Here is an 18,384-nt window from a genome sequence, read left to right as displayed (position 1 = left end):
GAAGTTCCTGGGGCCGACGGTTCAGGTGCGCGGCAGTTCGATTCGTGCGACCAGGCCGCCGCCCGCGCGGTTCGCCAGCGACACCCGCCCGCCGGCATCGCGAACGATCGCGCGGGTGAGCGCGAGGCCGAGCCCGATGCCGCCGGTCTCGCGATTGCGCGAGGTTTCGATCCGCGTGAACGGATCGAACACCGCGTCGAGCTTGTCGATCGGGATGCCGGGGCCGCGATCGCAGACCTCGATCGCCACGCGGCTCGGCTCGATCACCACCCGCACTTCGCAGGCTCCTGCATATTTCACCGCATTCTCGATCAGGTTGCGCACCGCGCGCCGCATCAGCGAGGGGCGAAGGTGCATCCGGGTGCGCGGGGCTTCCTCGAACGCGACTTCGTGGCCAAGGTCGCGAAAATCGTCGACCACCGCATCGACCAAGGCGGCGAGGTCGACATTGGTCGGCGGTTCGCTCGGGCGCCCCAGCCGCGCGAGCGACAATATGTCTTCGAGCATCCCGGTCATCTCGTCGATCGTGTCGGCCATGCGCTGGCGGTCATTGTCGTCCTCGACCGATTCGATCCGCACGCGCAGCGCTGCCAGCGGGGTGCGCAGGTCGTGGCCGATCGCGCCGAGCATCCGGTCCTTTTCGTCGAGCATCGCGCTCACGCGTTCGGACAGGCCGTTATAGGCGGCGATCACCGCACGGACATCGCCGGGGCCGCGCTCCTCGACCGGGGCGGGCGGGCCGCCCGGGGTGAAGGCATGCGCCGCGGTCGCCAGCGTCCGGAGCGGCTGGGCGACCCTGCGGCCGATCCACAGCACGGGCAGCAGCACGAAGGCATAGAGGATCAGCGTCTGCGCGATCAGCTGCCACACCAGGGTACGCTCGGTGCGCGGCCATGGCGCGTTGAGCACCAGCCAGCCGCGCCCGGGCACCTCGACCGCGACGACCAGCTCGCCGCCCAGGCTGGTGATTCGCGCGGCACGGCGCGGGCTCATCTTGCGGAGCCTGGGATCGAGCGGATCGGTGTCGCGGATACCGGTGGCGATCCGCCCCAGCTGCAACCCCGAATCGAGCGCCGCCCGGCGAATGCCCTCCTCGACCTCGGCAGCGCGCGCCCATTCGGGATTGATCGGATTGGTCGGTTCGAGCCGGATTCGCGAGCGCGGCCGCTCGGACGGCGTGGCGCGGCCGCTTTGCAATCGTTCGGCGGCGTCGACGATCCGGGTGATCGCGGGCGCGGTGATCTGGCTGAAGCGAAGCGCCTGGCGCTCGCGATACAGCAGCCCGAAATTGATCGCCTGCGCCACGAACAGCGCGACCGCGACCAGCATCGCGATCTGGCCGCCCAGGCTCGACGGCCAAAGCCGCAGCCGCTTCACAGCCGGGTGACTTCGCTCGCCAGCGTATAGCCGCCGCCCCAGACGGTCTTGATGAGCGAGGGGTTCCTGGCATCGGGTTCGATCTTCTTGCGCAGCCGGCTCACCTGGTTGTCGATCGCGCGGTCGAAGGCGGCGGCTTCGCGCCCCTGGGTGAGGTCGAGCAGCTGGTCGCGCGTCAGCACCTGGCGCGGCCGGGTAACCAGTGCGAGCAGCAGATTATATTCGCCGGTCGACAGCGGCACCGAGAGTCCCTCGCGATCGACGAGCGTTCGCTCGCCGGTCTTGAGCACCCAGCCCGAGAAGGAATAGGCGCCGGCCTCGGGCGCGTGCTGGCGGGTGCCGCCGGTCTGGACGCGGCGAAGGATCACCTTGATCCGCGCGAGCAGCTCGCGCGGCGAAAACGGCTTCACGACATAATCGTCGGCCCCCATTTCGAGCCCGACGATCCGGTCGGTCTCCTCGCTGCGTGCGGTGAGCAGGATGACGGGGATCTCGCCGGTCTCGCGAATGTGGCGCGTGAGGCTCAGGCCGTCTTCGCCGGGCATCATGATGTCGAGGATCGCGAGGTCGATCGCATAGGCCGACATCCGGGCGCGCGCACCCTCGGCATCGCCCGCCTGGGTGACGCGAAACCCCTGTTTGGTGAGATATTGCGCAAGCGGTTCGCGGATCGAGCGCTCGTCATCGACGAGCAGCAAATGGGGAAGGTCGGCCATGTCGGCCATACAAGCATCCTTTGGCCGGGTTCCCAAGGGGGGAGGGGGCCGGGCGGGCATTCTTGGTGCCCGCCCGGTTCGGTTGGTCAGTTGGAGGGAGCGACCGGCGCTGCCTGCCCCGCTCGTGCGGCACGGCGTTCGGCCATCTTGGCGCGGCGCTCGCCGCGCTTGGCCTTGACCGCCGCCTGCTCGGTCGCATCGACGCGGCCGTCGGCATTGGTGTCGAGCTTGGCGAAGCGCTGCGACGCCTGCGCGCGGAACTCCTCGCGGCTGATATTGCCGTCCTTGTTGGCGTCGACGCGCGCGAGCATCCGTTCGCCACCGCGACCGCCCTTCTTCATCGCCCAGCGCTTGGCCCTGGCCTCGCGGCGCTCGGCCACCGCTTCGCGCATCGCGGTGCGCTCGGCCTGGGTGACCTGGCCGTCATTGTTCGCGTCCATCCGCGCGAACATCCGATCGGCGCGCTCGATCATCTCGGCGCTGGTGGCAGGCGGTGCCATACGCTGCATCTTCTGCGCCGAAGGGGGAGGCGCGGTGGGCGCGACCTGCGTGGCGATGGCGGTACCGGCGAGCGCGGTGACGCTGAGCAACGATGCGAGAACGAACTTCTTCATCTGCGGGTTTCCTTGATCGGAGCCAGGACCATCCCGGCGATGAACAGGGTTATGCCGGCTGGCTGTCGCGCAGGTTTGTCGCGAGGAGGGAGATTTGTCGCAACTTGTCGCAGGTGCGTCGCTGAGCTGGCCGCCAGCCGATGCATGACGGGTTTGGGCAGAAGAGGTGAATGGCTGAGTATGGTGGTTAGCTGCCATTAGGATCAGTTACAGGCCGGGTTATCTTTCGCGCCGACGGCGGGGGTGCTTACATTAGAAACAGCAGCAAGGAGGGCTTTGGCTAAATGTTCCTGTTCAAGGGTAATCGGCTCACTCTTCAAGGCGGCATTATAATACAGCACGCCCTCTCGAAATGGGTCACTGACAAACCATAAATCGAGATTGTCGCCAAAAAAGTAGCTGTAATCTTGTGCTAGTGCAGCATTGAACTCAAGTTTGCTATCCAGCCCTTTTTCGATGCCGCCAATCAATTTCAGTTGATGCTTCTGACCGAATTGCTGCATTCGGTTGAGAAAGAGCGGCCACTGATCCAATTTTACGCATAGCACGGCGATCTGAGGCCCTGAAGCCTCTGCGGGTTTGTCATTGCCCGCCGCGTCCTTTTCAACTTTCAGACCGCAAGCGGCGAGTGCGCACGCGAGCAACACAAGAACGATAGGGCGCATCTCTCTCATTCAGCGAGAATGCACCGCTGACCCAACGTCCGCAACTGGGCGTGAGGGGACTTAGATGCAGTCGCCCGTGGAGCAAACCGCTAGAAGGGCAGCAAAGGGCAGAACGAAGATCGCTGCGATTGTGTAGGCCACCGCTAGGCTGATCATAACCCGACGCGACCATCTTCCCGACCAGACCGCAACTACTCCTGTCGCCCATGCCACGATAAGCACAGAGTAGGCTACCACGGCTCCTCTGGAGAAAAACCCCGTGTAAGTGGCAGCTAACACTAGCAGAACCGGGACGGTGAGCATCAAGGCTATGGAGATGATAGAGCGAACCATCGGTTGACGGTGCCGCCGATCGTCAGTGTCCGCAAGTGGGCGTTTCTTGCCGGTCCGCTTTAGCGACAGGAAAGGTCTACGTCCGGTGTTGAGCCCCTTTTCCCAGACTGTCACCCCGGACTTGGTCCGGGTCCACCGAGCCGCCGCGTGCCCATATCGGTGGACGTTAGAACCGGGCGGATCATTTCACGCCGGGTTCTGCTTCTCGATCATCGGCGACATTATTTGTGGCACGGCGGACCCCGTAGATAGTACGGGGTGACGCCCCCTCCGGCAACTGGGCGCTTTCCGACTGGCCGGCCTATGCTTCCATAGCCTAGAACGGAATTTCTTCGCCGTCCCAAGCAAAGATCTTGCCGCTGTCGACGGGCTTCAACCCCTCGATCACGTCGAGCAATTGCAGCGCCGCGCGTTCGGCGTCGAACAGCTTGCCCGGCGCGACATTGGCCTGGAACGGCTTCGACAGCCCGGTATCGACGGTGCCGGGGTGCAGCCCGACGATGATCGCGCGCTCGCTCTTGCGCTTGGCCTCGATCGCGAAGTTGCGCAGCAGCATGTTGAGCGCCGCCTTCGACGCGCGATAGCCGTGCCAGCCGCCCATCTTGTTGTCGGCGATGCTGCCTACCCGCGCCGAGAGCGCGGCGAACACCGGTTCGCCGGTGCGCGGCAGCAGCGGCAGGAAATGCTTCGCCACCAGCGCGGGGCCGATCGTGTTAACCGCATAGACGCGCGCGAGCCATTCGGGATCGAGGTCGCGCATCGCCTTTTCGGGGCCGCGCTCGCCCTGATGCAACAACCCGGTGGCGACGAACACCAACGTCGGCGCAGGCCCGGTCGCGACCAGCGCGGCGGCGGCGGCGATGCTCGCCTCGTCGGTCAGGTCAAGGTGGTGCTCGCCGGTAAAGCTGCGCGCGAAGCGCCACACCCGGTCGTGGCCGCCCTCCTCCTCGATCGCATCCGCCATTGCCTGGCCGATTCCGCCCGACGCCCCGATGATCACTGCCGCTTTTGCCATAGGCCTGCGCTAGCTGCGACGCGGCGTTGCGTCAAAGCGCGACGAAACCCCGGCGTTCAAAGAGCGTTCAGACCGGGTAGGCGATCTGCGGGTACACCAGCATAGCTTGAACCCGCGCGCCGGGACTTATAGTGGACGGGCCAGTCCCCAGAGGAGAATAACCATATGTCGATCGTTTCCAAGGCAGCCATGGCCGCCATGTTGGCGCTGGGAACCGTAGCCGCAGTCGTGGCGACCCCCGCCGATGCACAGCGCAAGAAGAAGGGCCAGGAAGAAGCCGGTCCTCCCGCGCTGAAGGTAAGCGAGCCGTTCCGCGTCGCCGCGACCGCTGCGCAGACCGCGCTGCAGGCAAAGGATCTGGCGACCGCCGAGACCCAGCTCGCCGCAGCCGAAGCCTTGGTCACCAACGACGACGAGCGCTATTTCGCCGCGCAGCTCCGCCTGCCGCTCGAGGCGCAGAAGAACAACAATCCCGGGATCAAGAAGGCGCTCGACGTGCTGATCCCCAGTCCGCGTACCGCCGCGACCGATCTGCCCCGGCTCAACTTCGTTCGCGGCACGATCGCGCGCAACGAGAAGGATAATGCAGGCGCGCTGCAGTATCTGACGCGTGCGCGCGAGCTTGGCTACGACAATGCCGATCTTCCGCTGCTGATCGCGCAGACGCAGATCGATACCGGCAACGTGACCGGCGGCGTCGCTGAAATCCAGCGCGAGATCGATCGGCGCAAGGCGGCGGGGCAGAAGGCGCCCAACGAATGGTACGCCTTTGCGATTTCGAAGCTGTACCAGGCCAAGCAGCCTGCCGAGACCGCCAAGTGGTTGCGGATGCAGCTGACCGAATATCCGACCGCGAAGAACTGGCGCACGTCGTTGATCGTGTTCCGCGACGGCGCGACGCTCGACAACCAGGCCAAGCTCGACCTGTTCCGCCTGATGCGCAGCACCAAGGCGCTCGCCGACCAGAACGACTATCTCGAATATGCCGACATGGCGTATCGCGCGGGTCTGCCGTTCGAGACCAAGGCGGTGATCGACGAGGGCCGCGCATCGGGCAAGATGCCCGCCAGCGCCGGCGCGCGCCTCTACACCGACGCGCAGACCGCGATCAAGAACGAGGGTTCGCTCGCCGCGCTCGAAAAGGGCGCGCGCTCGGCGGGCAATGGTACCGCGGCGGCGCAGCTGGGTGACGCGTATCTGGGCAGCGGCAACAACGCCAAGGCAATCGAATTCTATCGCCTCGGCCTCGAAAAGGGCGGGGTGAAGGCCGAGGAGGTCAACACCCGGCTGGGCAACGCGCTCGCCAATGCGGGTCAGCGGCCCGAGGCGAAGACGGCGTTCGATCTGGTGAAAACCCAGCCGCGCGCCGAAATGGCGACCTTCTGGAAGCTGTGGATCGACCAGGGCATGACCGCACCCGCGGCCTGATCCTTTCCGACCGACATGCAAAGGGCCGGCGTAGCGATACGCCGGCCCTTCGTGTTCCTGCCCCTGCGTCGCCCGTCAGGCTTCGGGGACGGGGATGCCCGGCAACAGCTTGGTCGTGCGGATTGTCAGCGAGGTCTTGACGCTCGCGACGTTCGACGCCGTCGTCAGCCGCGTCGTAAGAATTTCCTGGAAGCTCTTCAGGTCGGGCGCGACGATCTTGAGGATGAAGTCGATCTCGCCGTTGAGCATGTGGCATTCGCGCACTTCGGGGATGTCGGCGACATGCGCCTCGAACGCCGCGAGGTCGCTTTCGGCCTGGCTGCGCAGGCTGACCAAGGCGAACACCGTGATGCCATAGCCCAGCGTCACCGGGTCGAGCGTCGCGTGATAGCCCTTGATCGCGCCCGCCTCTTCGAGCGCGCGAACCCGCCGCAGGCAAGGCGGCGCGGTCAGCCCCACCCGCTCGGCCAATTCGACGTTTGTCATCCGGCCATCTTCCTGTAGCAAAGCCAGGATTTGGCGGTCGATACGGTCGAAACTCATGTGTGCTCCCGGTTGGGGTATTTTCGAATGGGACGGCGCCCTAGCAGCATAAGATAATTGCTTCAAAGCGCAATTGTCCCATAACGCTACGGGCGGAAAACACAGGTTCCGGCCAAGCGGCTGAAGCGTTAAGAAATAGTTACGACGCGCCCTTCGGCGGTCGGGGGAACTCAACAATTGCGCTTCGACGATACCCTCGACACCGTATTGGCGGCCGATCTCTCCTCGGCATTCGAGCAGCAATCGGTCTATCGCCAGCTGGTCGACCTGATCGGTCGGGGACGCGTGCCTGCCGAAGACCGCGCGATCGAAACCTTGGCCGCACTGATCCCGCAGGTGCCGCTTGCCGTACGTTCGGCGAGCGCGCGCGGCTTGGCGTTCGCCCGGCCGCCGGCGGCGCTGGTAGCGCTGATGGCGCGCGACGAATTGTCGGTCGCCGCACCGGTGCTTCGTACTGCGATGCTCGACGACGGCGAGTGGACCGCGCTGCTGCCAGCGCTCGCGCCGTCGGGCCGCGCGATCCTGCGCCACCGGCGGGACCTGTCGTCGAGCGTGTTGCGCGCGCTCGAAAGCTTCGGGCCGAGCGATTATGTGCTCGAGGACGGGCGCGAGGTCGCAGCGGTTCCCGCCGTCGCCGACCAACCGCTTGCGCCCGTTGCCGATGCGATCGCGCCCGAGCCTGATCCTGTATCGCAAGACCAGGTTACGCCGCGGTCCGACCCGGTCGTTGCAGGGCCGTTCAGCAGCTTCGGTGCGGTCGCGCTGACGATCCCGATCGTCGCCGACGCGGTACGCGACGCCGAAACCCGCGGCGACACCCCGATTGAGTCGACCGCGGCGCCCGAGGGACCTTTCGAGATCGCCGACGTCGTCGCGCGGATCGATGCCTTTCGCGAGCGGCGCGAACGCAGCGCGCCGGCGGCGTCGCCGCGGCTGCCCGACGCCGCGGCGGTCGATCGCTTCCGCTTCGAAACCGATGCGAAGGGCGTGATCGGCTGGGCCGACGGTATCGGCCGCGCGCCCTTGCTCGGGCGCTCGCTGATGCTCGCGGGGCAGGTGGGTGCCGCGAGCATCGACGCCTCGGCGGCAGGCGCATTCCGCCAGCGCGCGCGCTTTCGCGATGCGCGGCTGACGATCGACGGCGAGGGGCTGGCGGCGGGCGGCTGGCTGATCTCGGGCGTGCCGGTGTTCGATCCGGCGAGCGGCCGCTTCACCGGCTATCGCGGCACCGCGCGCCGCCCGCGCGCCGGCGAGACCGCCGCGCCGCCCAAGCACGAGCGCAACGCGCGCCCCGACGCCTTCCGCCAGCTGGTGCACGAACTGCGTACCCCCACCAATGCGATCGTCGGCTTTTCCGAGATGATCGAGATGCAGATATTGGGCCCGGTCGCCGATCCCTATCGCGATCGCGCGCAGGCGATCCGCCGCCATGCACGCGACCTGCTCGGCGCGATCGATGATCTCGACCTCGCCGCGCGGATCGAAACCGACGCGCTGACCCTGCGCCCCGAGCCGGTGTCGCTGCGCGCGGTGATCGGTTCGGTCGTCGACGATCTGCTGCCGCTGTGCGAGCTGCGCGGCGCGACGATCGCCATCCCGTCGCGCGACGCCGCGGTGCAAGGCGATCGCCATGCGATCGAGCGGCTGCTCGGGCGGCTCGTCGCCACCTTGCTGTCGGCGACGCGCGCGGGCGAGGTCGTCGCGATGGAGCTGACCGCGGGCGACGATGGCGAGATCGAGCTCGCGGTCGCGCGGCCATTGGCGCTGGCGATCGATCCGGTGATGGCGGTCGACGAGATCGAGGATGATTCGACGCTCGATGCCGCTCCCCTCGGCACCGGCTTCGCGATCCGCCTGGTCGGCAATCTCGCGCGCGAACTCGGCGGATCGCTGGCGATCGACGAGCAGCAGCTGTTGCTCAAGCTCCCCGCCGCCACCCCGGTATCGGCGCAACGCGCTAGCAAGCTTTAGGCGCTACAGCGGTCGGGATGTTCGAGACCGCTACCCAGACTGCGTTCCGTCAGGCCGCACCCGACCCCGCCGCGCTGTTCGGCTGGCCGGCGGGCTTTGGTACGCGCTTTGCGGTGTGCATCGATACCGAGGAGGAGTTCGACTGGAACGCGCCACTGTCGCGCGATTCGCGTAGCGTCACCGCAATCGATTCGTTGCCCGCGATGCACGCCTGGTTCGCGCGGCGCGGGGTGCCGCTGACGTACCTTGTCGATCATCCGGTCGCGACAACCTCATCGTCGATCGCGGTGCTGCGCGGCCTGATGGACGACGGCGTTACCACGATCGGCACCCACCTCCACCCCTGGGTGACCCCGCCGTTCGACGAGATCGTCAGCCCGCAAACCAGCTTCGCGGGCAATTTGGCGCCCGCGCTCGAGGCAGCGAAGCTCGATGCGATCGGCGAGGCGATCATCGCCGCCTTCGGTGTCGCTCCGCAAATCTACCGTGCGGGGCGCTACGGGCTGGGCCCGCACTCGCTCGCGCTGCTGGCCGAGCGCGGTTATCGGATCGATACCTCGATGCGGTCGGGCTATTGCTACACCGGCGAAGGCGGCCCCGACTTCCGCGCGATCGGCAACCAGGCGTTTCGGTGCGGTCCCCGAGATGCGCTGCTCGAGCTGCCGCTGACGACGATCTATACCGGCGCACTCGCGCGCGGCGGGGCGGGGCTGCACGATGCGCTGGGGCGCGTACCCAGGGGCAGGGGGCTGGCGGCGCGGCTGCGCCTGATGGCACGCGTCGCGCTTACCCCCGAGAAGATGCCGCTCGGCGCCGCACTGGGCGCCATCGAGGCCGCGCTCGACCAAAAGGTGTCATTGCTCAACTTTTCCTTCCATTCGCCGACGGTCGTCCCCGGGCACACCCCCTATGTCCGCGACACCCGTGACCTGGCGGCATTCTACGCCTGGTGGGAGGCGGTACTCGCGCTGCTCGGTTCGCGCGGCGTCCGGCCCGTCAGCGGGCACGACCTGCTCGCGGCAACGCACGCGCCGGCCCTTGCGTCGCCCGCCCGCCCTCCGCTAGGCGGAGCCGTGGTTGGGGCCTGTAGCTCAACTGGTTAGAGCTGGCCGCTCATAACGGCTAGGTTGCGGGTTCAAGTCCTGCCGGGCCCACCACGCTAAACGCACCCAAGTTTTGCGCCGCAGCCGGTCGGTGCAGTATTTCGGTTGCCAGCCCCGCCGCTATCCGGCTAGGGGCTGGCGCGTCGGGGAGTGGCGCAGCCTGGTAGCGCATCTGGTTTGGGACCAGAGGGTCGCAGGTTCGAATCCTGTCTCCCCGACCATCTTTTCAATGACTTGGCTACCAAAGTCGTTGAGACCTTTACACGCGGTTTACGCTGTATGGCGCTCTAGCCCGTTCTCAAGCGCGATCTCGACATGGCGGACGCGGATTCGGTGACTTCTGCCGCGGACCAGCCGACGTCGGTCCCGCGCGAGCGGCAGGCGTCTGCGGCAGGTTAGCGCCCAGCGCCGCGTGTTGACGGGAAAATCCTCAATACAGCCCGTATCGGTATACCAGCAGTCCCGACAGCGTGACGATCATGATCGCCACCAAGGGCAGGCCGGTCTTGGTATAATCCCCGAACTTATAGTCGCCGGCGGACATGATCAGCATGTTGGTCTGGTACGCCACCGGCGTGGCGTAGCAAAGATTGCAGCCGAACAGCACGGCGAGCACCAGCGGCTCGACCGGGATGCCGAGCTTTTGGCCCAGGCTGAACGCGATCGGCGTGCCCACCGCCGCCGCGGTGGTGTTCGATGCGAAATTGGTGAGGATGGTGACGAACAGCATGACTGCGCCGAGCACGGCGGCGGCGGGAAGATATTGCAAGCCGATCGCCATCAGGCTGCTGAGCCATTCGGCGGCGCCGCTGTCGAGAATGATTCGGCCGATCGCGATGCTCGCGGCGACCAGCACGATCACCTTGGCCGACAGGGCGCGGCCGATCCGGTCGAAGCGGACGCAGCCGGTGACGAACATCACGATCGCCCCCGCCAGCGCCGAAATCGCGATCGGCACCACGCCGATGCTCGCGGGGATGACCGCGCCGGCCATGATCGCCAGCGCAAGCGGTGCCTTGGCGGTGCGCGGCAGTTCCTTGGCACCTTCGAGGACGAGCAGGCTTTCGGCGCGCGCGAACGCCTGCAGATCGGGCATCGCGCCGGTCGCCAGCAGGATATCGCCCTCGCCGAAGACAGGCTCGGCGCCGGGATGCGGCAACGGCCCCCAGGTGTCGTACCGGATTCGCTTGGCGTCGTGGACGCCGAGCAACGCGACATTATAGCGCTCGGCGACGTTGGCGGTCGCCATGCCGCGGCCGATCAACCCCGAATCCTTGGCGATGGACAGCTCGACCACGGTCAGATCCTCGCCGGTCCGGCCATAGCCGTCGTGCAGCCGATCCATCAGCCAGGCCGGCGCTGCCGTCGCGCCCAGCACGCGCATCGCTTCCTCGAGCGCGGCATGGGTGCCGCTGACCGGCAGTCGGCCCTGCGATTGCGGCGCGCGAATGTCGATCTCGGGCGGGAGGAGCTTCTGCAGCCCGTCTATGTCGAGATCGCGCGCCACCGACGTGCCCCCCAGGCGCAGGGTGGCGTTGAAGCGCCTGGGCTCGTTGCCCGCCGCCACCGAATTGTCGGGCAGCAACCGCGGCATCACCAACCAGATGAAGGGCAGCGCCACCGCGGCGGCCATCAGTACGATCGGGGTGAAGTGGAACACGCTCATCGGCGGCAGCCCGAGATCGGTCGCGATCGAGACCACCAACAGGTTGGTTGAGGTCCCGATCGTCGTCGCCATCCCGCCGATCAGCACCGCGCTGTTGATCGGGATCAGTGTCTTGGACGCCGCCATCCCGCCATTGGCGGCGATCGCGGCCATGATCGGCAACAGCAGCACCAGCACCGGGGTATCGTTGACCAGCATGCTCATCGCCATCGCCAGCAACAGCGTCACGAGCAGGCCGACCTGCCGGTTGAATCGCCATACGCGCGTCAGCAGCCGCGACGCTGGTTCGAGCGCGCCGGTGGTGACGAGCCCGCGCCCCAGGATCATCAGCGCGCAGATCGTGATGAGCGCATAGTGGCCGAACCCCTCGAAGGCGAGGCGAAGCCCGTCGGTTGGCGCCTGGCCTGGCAGCGGAAACGAATAGAGCCCGAGCGCGATCGCACTGATCGTCAGCAGCGAGATGATCTCGACCCGCGCCCGGCCTGAAACGAAGCCATAGAACATCGCGATCGTCAGCAGGATCGCGCCGATCGCATGGGGGGAGGGGGCTGTCACGACGGCTCCGCTTCGATGTCGTGTCGGGTCTGATCGACGGCATGGCGATCGGTATCGATGTAGCGGCGGCTCAGCATCGCGTCTGATTGGACGGCGGCGGCGCGAGATGCAATGCCGCTGCGGGGCGTATACCCCTGTTGCGAAGTGCGGGTCAGCCGACGCCATCCAGGTTTTTACGGCGCGTTTCGTTCGCTCGGATTCGTGACGAACGCCCCCGGACGCTCGCCGCCTTCGCTCCGTTGCCGCGCGGCCGCGGTCGACCACCAGCATAGCTGGTCGAGGGTGCGGTCGAGATAGCCGTCCCATCGCGCCGCCTCGACGCCGGCGGGGTATTCGCCACCTTCTTCGAATACGTCCTGTGCGTGTGGCACGTGGATCATCGCCGAAACGGGGAGACACCCCAGCTCGGACAGGAAGGTCCGCATGCTCACCGCCGCGCGCGTGCCGCCCCATTGCCCCGCCGAATAGGTTACGATCGCACTCGGCTTGTAGGAGAATAGCGAGCTGCCGAAGTGGTTGAGCAGGTCGCTGAGCACCGGGCTCATCAGGTGGTTATATTCGGGGCTGACCATGACATAGCCGTCGGCAGTCGCGATCTGGTCTGCTAGCCGTTCGAGCGCATCGGGACGATCGCGCGGGGCATAGGCGAAGTGCGGCTTGAACGGGTGCGGCAGATCGATCTCGAGCGGATCGATCAGCGCCGCTTCGATATCCTTGTCGCGCAGGCGCCGCATGCAGGCAGCCGCGACCCGCGCACCCAAACGCGGCGGGTGGGGCGGCCCAGAGGTCCGCTCCGATCCGAGGATTACCAAAATGTCGTTCGCCATGTTGTCGCTTGCTCCGCTCGGATCAGCCTGCATTCGATCCGACCCATGCCTATCATAACCATCGGCAAATAACGATGGTTGCGCTGGCCGCATCCATCGCATAATGCCGATGCATGAACGATGAAGACGCCCTGGTCTGTCTTGCCGCGCTGTCGCATCCGACGCGGCTCGCCGCGTTCCGCTTGCTGGTGCGCGCCGAGCCCGACGGGCTCTCGACCGGCGACCTCGTTGCCGCGACGCAGCTTGGCCAGAGCACCTTTTCGACGCATCTCGCGGTGCTCGTCGCCGCCGAACTCGTGAAGCCCGAGAAGCGCGGGCGCCAGATGATCCAGCGCGCCGACATCGCACGGCTGCGCGCGATGATGCTGTTCCTCGCCAAGGATTGTTGCGGCGGGAGCCCGGCGCTTTGCGATGGCCTGATCGCCGAACTTGCCTGCTGCTGATGCCTCCATTGCCGAAGGATGCCGACGTGACCGATCCCATCACCGTGCTGTTTCTATGCACGGGCAATTCCGCGCGCTCGATCCTTGCCGAGGCGCTGCTGGCGCATAAGGGCGGCGGTCGGTTCCGGTCGCTCAGCGCGGGAAGCTTTCCCAAGGGCTACGTCCACCCCCAGGCGCTCGAAACCTTGCGGCGGGCCGGGCTGCCGATCGATGGCTATCGGTCGAAAAGCTGGGACGCGTTCGCCGGCCCCGACGCGCCGACGATCGATATCGTCGTGACGGTGTGCGACAATGCCGCGGGCGAAGTCTGCCCGGTCTGGCCCGGCACCCCGCTCAAGGCGCATTGGGGGATCGACGACCCCGCCGCCGCGCCGCCCGAGCAGCAGGAAGCCGCCTTCCTAGAGGCCTATCGCCAGATGGAAGCGCGGATCGACCGGCTGGTCGCGCTGCCGATCGCCGGGCTCGATCGCGAGCAGGCGCAACATGCGCTTCGCCGGATCGGCGGCGAGATCGGCTCGACCGACGAGGCCCGCCGCCAGGCCGAAGGCGCGCAGGGGGTGACCATCTACCACAACCCCGCCTGCGGCACGTCGCGCAACACGCTGGCGATGATCCGCAACGCCGGGATCGAGCCCGAGGTGATCGAGTATCTGAAGACCCCGCCGTCGCGCGCAATGCTGGTCGATCTGATCGCGCGCGCCGGGCTTAGCCCTCGCGCGCTGCTGCGCGAAAAGGGCACCCCCTTTGCCGAACTCGGGCTGGGGGACGATAGCCTGGACGACGAAGCGCTGATCGACGCGATGATCGCGCATCCGATCCTCATCAACCGACCGTTGGTGGTGACGCCGCTCGGCGTTCGCCTGTGCCGCCCATCGGAAGTGGTGCTCGACATCCTGCCCGTGGCGCAACGCGGTGCCTTCACCAAGGAAGATGGCGAACGCGTTACCGACGACAGCGGGGCGAAGGTGCGATGACCGAGCAGCTCTCCAAGCCCGAGCGGCTGGGCTTTCTCGATCGCTGGCTGACGCTGTGGATCTTCGCGGCGATGGCGCTGGGGGTGCTGCTCGGCACGATCTTCACCGGCCTGCCCACGGCGCTCAATAGCCTGTCGGTCGGCACCACCAACGTGCCGATCGCGATCGGGCTGATCCTGATGATGTACCCGCCGCTGGCGCGCGTGCGCTATGAAGACCTGCCCAAGGTCTTTGCCGACAAGCGGGTGCTGATGCTGTCGCTGGTGCAGAACTGGCTGATCGGGCCGACCTTAATGTTCGCGCTCGCGGTCATCTTCCTGCGCGATTATCCCGAATATATGACCGGGGTGATCTTGATCGGCCTGGCGCGCTGCATCGCGATGGTGCTGGTGTGGAACCAGCTGGCGAAGGGCGACAATCAATATGTCGCGGGGCTGGTCGCCTTCAATTCGATCTTCCAGATCGCGTTCTTCAGCGTCTATGCCTGGCTGTTCCTCACCGTCCTTCCGCCGCTGTTCGGGCTCGAGGGCAGCGTGATCGATGTCAGCTTCTGGACGATCGCCGAGGCGGTGCTGATCTATCTGGGGCTGCCGTTCCTGGCGGGGTTCGTCACGCGCAAGTGGCTGGTCGCGAAGCGCGGGAACGACTGGTACGAGACCAGCTTCCTGCCGCGGATCGGGCCGATCACGCTGGCGGCGTTGTTGTTCACCATCACCGCGATGTTCACGCTCAAGGGCGGCGACGTCGTCCGGTTGCCGTTCGACGCGATCCGGATCGCGATCCCGCTGACGATCTATTTCGTTGTCCAGTTCCTGATCAGCTTCTTCATGGGCAAGCTGATCCAGGCCGATTATCCGCGCACCACCGCGATCGCCTTCACCGCGTCGGGCAATAATTTCGAGCTGGCGATCGCGGTCGCCATCGCCGCGTTCGGGCTAGCCTCGCCGGTGGCCTTCGCCGCGGTGATCGGGCCGCTGGTCGAGGTGCCGGTGCTGATCCTGCTGGTGCACGTCGCGCTGCGGCTGGGCCGGCGCTGGTTTTCCGCCACCGCCCCCGCCTGACGGAGACGATATCTTGCCGCTACGCACGCTCGCCGACCCCGATCACCTCCCAGCGCTCGATCGCCTTTATGTGTTCGACCGGCCCGGCGCCGGCCTCGGCCCCGCCGACCCGCCGCCGCGCATCCTGCTGCTCTATGGCAGCCTGCGCGAACGCTCCTACTCGCGGCTTTGCGTCGAGGAGGCGGCGCGGTTGCTCCAATTCTTCGGCTGCGAGACGCGGATCTTCGACCCCTCGACGCTGCCGCTGCCCGATCAGGTGGCGGGCGACGACCATCCCGCGGTCCACGAACTGCGCCAATTGTCTTTGTGGTCCGAGGGGCAAGTCTGGTGCAGCCCCGAGCGGCACGGTCAGATCACCGGGGTGATGAAGGCGCAGATCGATCATCTGCCGCTGGCGATGGGCGGAATGCGGCCGACGCAGGGGCGGACGCTCGCGGTGATGCAGGTGTCGGCGGGGTCGCAATCGTTCAACAGCGTCAACACGCTGCGCGTGCTCGGCCGCTGGATGCGGATGTTCACCATCCCCAACCAATCCTCGGTCGCCAAGGCGTTCGACGAGTTCGACGATGCCGGGCGGATGAAGCCATCGAGCTATTATGACCGGATCGTCGACGTGATGGAGGAGCTGGTGCGCTTCACCGTGCTGATGCGACCGCATGCGACAGCGCTGGTCGATCGCTATTCGGAGCGCAAGCAGGCCGGCGTGCCGATCGACGCGGCCACCGACCTTTCGAGCATCGCGATCGGCGCGCAGGGCAGCCGACCGGCGTGACCGGGCGGTTCAGTTGGTTATCGCGCGGCCTTGCCGGGCGATGGCGCGACCGCGGTGACGGTTGTCGCCGCGTTCGGCCGCACCGGCAGCTCGAGCCAGTCGGTCGGCGGCAGGCGATAGAGCATGTCGAAGAATTCGAGCTGCAGCCGCGCAGGCTTCGACGTGTTGCTGTTCCACAGCATCACGATCCCGCTTTTCTCGGCAGGATCAAACAGCACCAGCGAACCATAGCCGTCGACCGATCCGCGATGCCCGACCAGCGCATGACCGGCATAAGTGTAGCTGCGCCAGCCAAGCCCATAGGCGGCATTGGTCAGCGCGCGATCCATCGCGCCGCGGCGACCCCTGGGCGGGGTCGATACGCGCGGGCGATGCATCGCCTCGAGCGCGGCGGGCGACAGGATCGCGGGCGCGTCGCCGATTTGCGCCTGCATCCAGCGGGTAAGGTCGAGGATCGACGAATTGACCCCGCCCGCCGCGGGCACGCGGTAATAATTGTCGTTCACCGTCGTCGGCGTCCGGTTCCAGCGATGCGGCTGCGCCCAGCTCTTGGCGCCTTGCAGTCCGGCGCGGCCGACGCTGGCGGTCGTCATCCCCAGCGGGGCGAACAGCCGCTCCTGCGCGACGCTGGCATAGGCTTGGCCGGTGGCTTGTTCGACCAGCTCGCTGGCAGCGTCGAAGGCGATGTTCTGATAGCCATAGCAGGTCGCCGGCGGGCAATATTGCGCCAAGGTTCCGAGCGATGCGCGCAGCAGCTTGGGATCCTGCCCCGCCTCGAGCCGGTCGTCCCAGGCGTTGCGCACCAGCCCCAGGCGATGCGAGAGCAGGTCGGCAACGGTCACGCTACGCGCGTCGCCGGGCAGGGTGAGCGTGGTCCGCATCGAGGCAAGCGGCGCATCGAGCGACAATTTGCCGTCCTCGGCCAGCCCGACCACCAGCGCCGATGCGACGCCCTTCGACACCGACGCCCAGCGAAAGACCGTGTCGGGGGTCACCGCCGCGCCCGAACTGGCGAGCGTTTCGCCATAGCCCTTGATGAAGCGAACCCGGCCCTGCTCGACCGTGCCGATCGCGAGCCCCACCATGTCGCGTTCGCGCATCAGCTCGGCGATCCGCGATTCGAGCCGGCCGTAATCGACGATCGACGGCTGTGCATCGGCGAGCGGGATCATCATCCGCTCGACCGCGCGCGGCGCGGTGGGATTGGCCGGCGCGTCGGTCGGTGCGGCATGCCCGGTCAGCAGCACCGCCACGCCCCCCACAAGCGCCAGCGCGCCCCCCGCCGCCAGCATCGCCTTCGTCGCTATCGTCGCCAAACCGCAATCCGTTCTTCACCAGTCGTATCCTGGCTAATAGCCGATGACCGCGATCGCGCTACCGCGATCTGGCCCGGCTCGGCAGCGCGCTGCCGCCGCCGACCGCATTTTTCGATCGTGGCGGGGGTGGCGAAGCGTAGCGGTCTGGTCCACGCTGGCGCGAACATTCGGTACCGAACATCCGACGAAGGAAGCAAATGAAGCGCACGACATTGAGCCGGTTCCTGATCGAGCAGCAGCGCACCGCCGGCGTGCTGCCGGGCGAGCTCCGCCTGCTGGTCGAGATCGTCGCCCGCGCGTGCAAGGCGATTAGCCACTCGGTCGGCCGCGGGGCATTGGGCGGTGTGCTCGGCAGCCTCGACAGCGAGAATGTTCAGGGGGAGGTGCAGAAGCGGCTCGACGTGATCGCCAACGAAATGCTGCTCGACGCCAATGAATGGGGCGGCCACCTCGCGGCGATGGCGTCGGAAGAGATGGAGACGATCCACCTGATTCCGAACCGCTTCCCCAAGGGCGAATATCTGCTGCTGTTCGATCCGATCGACGGGTCGAGCAACATCGATGTCGGGCTGTCGGTGGGGACGATCTTCTCGGTGCTCCACGCCCCGACCGAATCGGCGACGCGCGAAGTCGTCGAGGCCGATTTCCTCCAGCATGGCCACACCCAGGTCGCCGCGGGCTATGCGATCTATGGGCCGCAGACGCTGTTGGTGCTGACGGTGGGCACCGGGGTGTTCGAATTCACGCTCGATCGCGAGGTCGGGTCGTGGGTGATGAGCGATGCGAACATCACGATGCCCGCGGGCAAGCGCGAATTCGCGATCAACATGTCGAACCAGCGTCACTGGTCGCCGTCGATGGCCGCCTATGTCGAGGCGTGCATCGCCGGCGCGAGCGGGCCGGCGGGGCATGACTATAACATGCGATGGACTGGATCGATGGTCGCCGATGTGCACCGCATCCTCAAGCGCGGTGGCGTGTTCCTCTACCCCGCCGACAGCCGGA

The 18,384-nt window shown here is 66.7% G+C and carries 17 protein-coding genes, 2 tRNA genes and 1 pseudogene (1 of these 20 only partly in view); 11 read left to right on the top strand and 9 right to left on the bottom strand.

Features of this window, described 5'->3' with window-relative positions; genetic code table 11:
• Positions 1-21 precede the first annotated feature (21 nt).
• The 5 genes from NMP03_RS05695 to NMP03_RS05675 form a co-directional block, all read right to left on the bottom strand.
• On the bottom strand, positions 22-1,329 hold the full coding sequence (locus NMP03_RS05695) for a sensor histidine kinase (RefSeq protein WP_256508029.1): 1,308 nt from the start codon (positions 1,327-1,329) through the stop codon (positions 22-24).
• A gap of 44 nt (positions 1,330-1,373) precedes the next feature.
• Positions 1,374-2,093: a response regulator gene (locus NMP03_RS05690; protein WP_256508028.1), complete on the bottom strand. Its 720-nt coding sequence runs from the start codon at positions 2,091-2,093 to the stop codon at positions 1,374-1,376.
• Positions 2,094-2,179: 86 nt separating this feature from the next.
• Entirely contained in the window at positions 2,180-2,707 is a 528-nt protein-coding gene (locus NMP03_RS05685; RefSeq protein ID WP_256507530.1) for an EF-hand domain-containing protein, read from the bottom strand.
• 203 nt (positions 2,708-2,910) lie between these two features.
• On the bottom strand, positions 2,911-3,381 hold the full coding sequence (locus NMP03_RS05680; RefSeq protein WP_256507529.1) for a hypothetical protein: 471 nt from the start codon (positions 3,379-3,381) through the stop codon (positions 2,911-2,913).
• A 640-nt stretch (positions 3,382-4,021) separates the two neighbouring features.
• Positions 4,022-4,720, bottom strand: a complete 699-nt coding sequence (locus NMP03_RS05675; protein ID WP_256507528.1) for an SDR family NAD(P)-dependent oxidoreductase — start codon at positions 4,718-4,720, stop codon at positions 4,022-4,024.
• A 165-nt stretch (positions 4,721-4,885) separates the two neighbouring features.
• Between NMP03_RS05675 and NMP03_RS05670 the strand changes: the two genes are divergently transcribed.
• Entirely contained in the window at positions 4,886-6,148 is a 1,263-nt protein-coding gene (locus tag NMP03_RS05670) for a tetratricopeptide repeat protein (protein ID WP_256507527.1), read from the top strand.
• 75 nt (positions 6,149-6,223) lie between these two features.
• On the opposite strand, the gene NMP03_RS05665 is transcribed toward NMP03_RS05670, so the two are convergent.
• On the bottom strand, positions 6,224-6,691 hold the full coding sequence (locus NMP03_RS05665) for an Lrp/AsnC family transcriptional regulator (RefSeq protein WP_256507526.1): 468 nt from the start codon (positions 6,689-6,691) through the stop codon (positions 6,224-6,226).
• A 177-nt stretch (positions 6,692-6,868) separates the two neighbouring features.
• Between NMP03_RS05665 and NMP03_RS05660 the strand changes: the two genes are divergently transcribed.
• The 4 genes from NMP03_RS05660 to NMP03_RS05645 all read left to right on the top strand — a co-directional run bounded on the left by NMP03_RS05660 (position 6,869) and on the right by NMP03_RS05645 (position 9,986).
• Positions 6,869-8,662: a histidine kinase dimerization/phospho-acceptor domain-containing protein gene (locus NMP03_RS05660; RefSeq protein WP_256507525.1), complete on the top strand. Its 1,794-nt coding sequence runs from the start codon at positions 6,869-6,871 to the stop codon at positions 8,660-8,662.
• Between the two features lie 17 nt (positions 8,663-8,679).
• Positions 8,680-9,765 carry a polysaccharide deacetylase family protein gene (locus NMP03_RS05655; RefSeq protein ID WP_256507524.1) on the top strand — a complete coding sequence of 362 codons (1,086 nt, stop codon included), beginning with the start codon at positions 8,680-8,682 and terminating at the stop codon, positions 9,763-9,765.
• Positions 9,743-9,819, top strand: a tRNA-Ile gene (locus NMP03_RS05650). Before NMP03_RS05655 ends, NMP03_RS05650 begins: the two co-directional genes overlap by 23 nt.
• Positions 9,820-9,909: 90 nt before the next feature.
• A tRNA-Pro gene (locus NMP03_RS05645) sits at positions 9,910-9,986 on the top strand.
• Positions 9,987-10,195: 209 nt separating this feature from the next.
• Here NMP03_RS05645 and NMP03_RS05640 read toward each other — a convergent pair.
• Both NMP03_RS05640 and NMP03_RS05635 read right to left on the bottom strand, forming a co-directional pair.
• Positions 10,196-11,986, bottom strand: coding sequence for an SLC13 family permease (locus NMP03_RS05640; RefSeq protein ID WP_319937625.1), 1,791 nt, complete (start codon positions 11,984-11,986; stop codon positions 10,196-10,198).
• Positions 11,987-12,159: 173 nt separating this feature from the next.
• Positions 12,160-12,813, bottom strand: coding sequence for an NADPH-dependent FMN reductase (locus NMP03_RS05635; protein WP_256507523.1), 654 nt, complete (start codon positions 12,811-12,813; stop codon positions 12,160-12,162).
• Between the two features lie 113 nt (positions 12,814-12,926).
• On the opposite strand from NMP03_RS05635, the gene NMP03_RS05630 reads away from it, so the two are divergent.
• The 5 genes and pseudogenes from NMP03_RS05630 to arsH all read left to right on the top strand — a co-directional run bounded on the left by NMP03_RS05630 (position 12,927) and on the right by arsH (position 16,063).
• Positions 12,927-13,256: an ArsR/SmtB family transcription factor gene (locus tag NMP03_RS05630; RefSeq protein WP_256507522.1), complete on the top strand. Its 330-nt coding sequence runs from the start codon at positions 12,927-12,929 to the stop codon at positions 13,254-13,256.
• Positions 13,256-13,636 (top strand): annotated as a pseudogene (locus tag NMP03_RS05625) (arsenate reductase ArsC); the annotation flags it as partial. The gene NMP03_RS05630 and the pseudogene NMP03_RS05625, both read left to right, overlap by 1 nt.
• A gap of 228 nt (positions 13,637-13,864) precedes the next feature.
• Positions 13,865-14,230: an ArsC/Spx/MgsR family protein gene (locus tag NMP03_RS05620; RefSeq protein WP_256508026.1), complete on the top strand. Its 366-nt coding sequence runs from the start codon at positions 13,865-13,867 to the stop codon at positions 14,228-14,230.
• Complete coding sequence (arsB, locus tag NMP03_RS05615) at positions 14,227-15,291, top strand: ACR3 family arsenite efflux transporter (protein ID WP_256507521.1); 1,065 nt, start codon at positions 14,227-14,229, stop codon at positions 15,289-15,291. Before NMP03_RS05620 ends, arsB begins: the two co-directional genes overlap by 4 nt.
• Before the next feature lie 13 nt (positions 15,292-15,304).
• The gene (gene arsH, locus NMP03_RS05610; protein WP_319937624.1) at positions 15,305-16,063 is read left to right on the top strand and encodes an arsenical resistance protein ArsH; all 759 of its coding nucleotides are present in this window, start codon (positions 15,305-15,307) and stop codon (positions 16,061-16,063) included.
• Positions 16,064-16,080: 17 nt separating this feature from the next.
• Here arsH and NMP03_RS05605 read toward each other — a convergent pair whose 3' ends face one another.
• Positions 16,081-17,379 (bottom strand): serine hydrolase domain-containing protein, encoded by a 1,299-nt coding sequence (locus NMP03_RS05605; protein WP_256507520.1) that lies wholly within the window; start codon positions 17,377-17,379, stop codon positions 16,081-16,083.
• 197 nt (positions 17,380-17,576) lie between these two features.
• Here NMP03_RS05605 and NMP03_RS05600 point away from each other — a divergent pair, with 197 nt between their 5' ends.
• Positions 17,577-18,384, top strand: partial view of a class 1 fructose-bisphosphatase gene (locus NMP03_RS05600; protein ID WP_256507519.1) — the 5' portion only. 212 nt of this gene lie beyond the right edge of the window; 808 of the gene's 1,020 nt are visible here — the first part of the coding sequence; its start codon is at positions 17,577-17,579; its stop codon lies off the right edge, out of view.

It is taken from the genome of Sphingomonas qomolangmaensis (assembly GCF_024496245.1).
GTDB lineage: Bacteria > Pseudomonadota > Alphaproteobacteria > Sphingomonadales > Sphingomonadaceae > Sphingomonas > Sphingomonas qomolangmaensis.
Note: the sequence above shows the minus strand (reverse complement) of the source record. Positions and strands in the feature narration are given on the sequence as shown.

What these genes read in the sequence shown, in the direction of transcription:
- NMP03_RS05675 (WP_256507528.1), bottom strand. Translation starts at nt 4,720, where the DNA reads ATGGCAAAAGCGGCAGTGATCATCGGGGCGTCGGGCGGAATCGGCCAG.
- NMP03_RS05620 (WP_256508026.1), top strand. Translation starts at nt 13,865, where the DNA reads ATGATCCGCAACGCCGGGATCGAGCCCGAGGTGATCGAGTATCTGAAG.
- NMP03_RS05655 (WP_256507524.1), top strand. Translation starts at nt 8,680, where the DNA reads ATGTTCGAGACCGCTACCCAGACTGCGTTCCGTCAGGCCGCACCCGAC.
- NMP03_RS05635 (WP_256507523.1), bottom strand. Translation starts at nt 12,813, where the DNA reads ATGGCGAACGACATTTTGGTAATCCTCGGATCGGAGCGGACCTCTGGG.
- NMP03_RS05630 (WP_256507522.1), top strand. Translation starts at nt 12,927, where the DNA reads ATGAACGATGAAGACGCCCTGGTCTGTCTTGCCGCGCTGTCGCATCCG.
- NMP03_RS05690 (WP_256508028.1), bottom strand. Translation starts at nt 2,093, where the DNA reads ATGGCCGACCTTCCCCATTTGCTGCTCGTCGATGACGAGCGCTCGATC.
- arsB (WP_256507521.1), top strand. Translation starts at nt 14,227, where the DNA reads ATGACCGAGCAGCTCTCCAAGCCCGAGCGGCTGGGCTTTCTCGATCGC.
- NMP03_RS05680 (WP_256507529.1), bottom strand. Translation starts at nt 3,381, where the DNA reads ATGAGAGAGATGCGCCCTATCGTTCTTGTGTTGCTCGCGTGCGCACTC.
- NMP03_RS05665 (WP_256507526.1), bottom strand. Translation starts at nt 6,691, where the DNA reads ATGAGTTTCGACCGTATCGACCGCCAAATCCTGGCTTTGCTACAGGAA.
- NMP03_RS05670 (WP_256507527.1), top strand. Translation starts at nt 4,886, where the DNA reads ATGTCGATCGTTTCCAAGGCAGCCATGGCCGCCATGTTGGCGCTGGGA.
- NMP03_RS05685 (WP_256507530.1), bottom strand. Translation starts at nt 2,707, where the DNA reads ATGAAGAAGTTCGTTCTCGCATCGTTGCTCAGCGTCACCGCGCTCGCC.
- NMP03_RS05695 (WP_256508029.1), bottom strand. Translation starts at nt 1,329, where the DNA reads ATGCTGGTCGCGGTCGCGCTGTTCGTGGCGCAGGCGATCAATTTCGGG.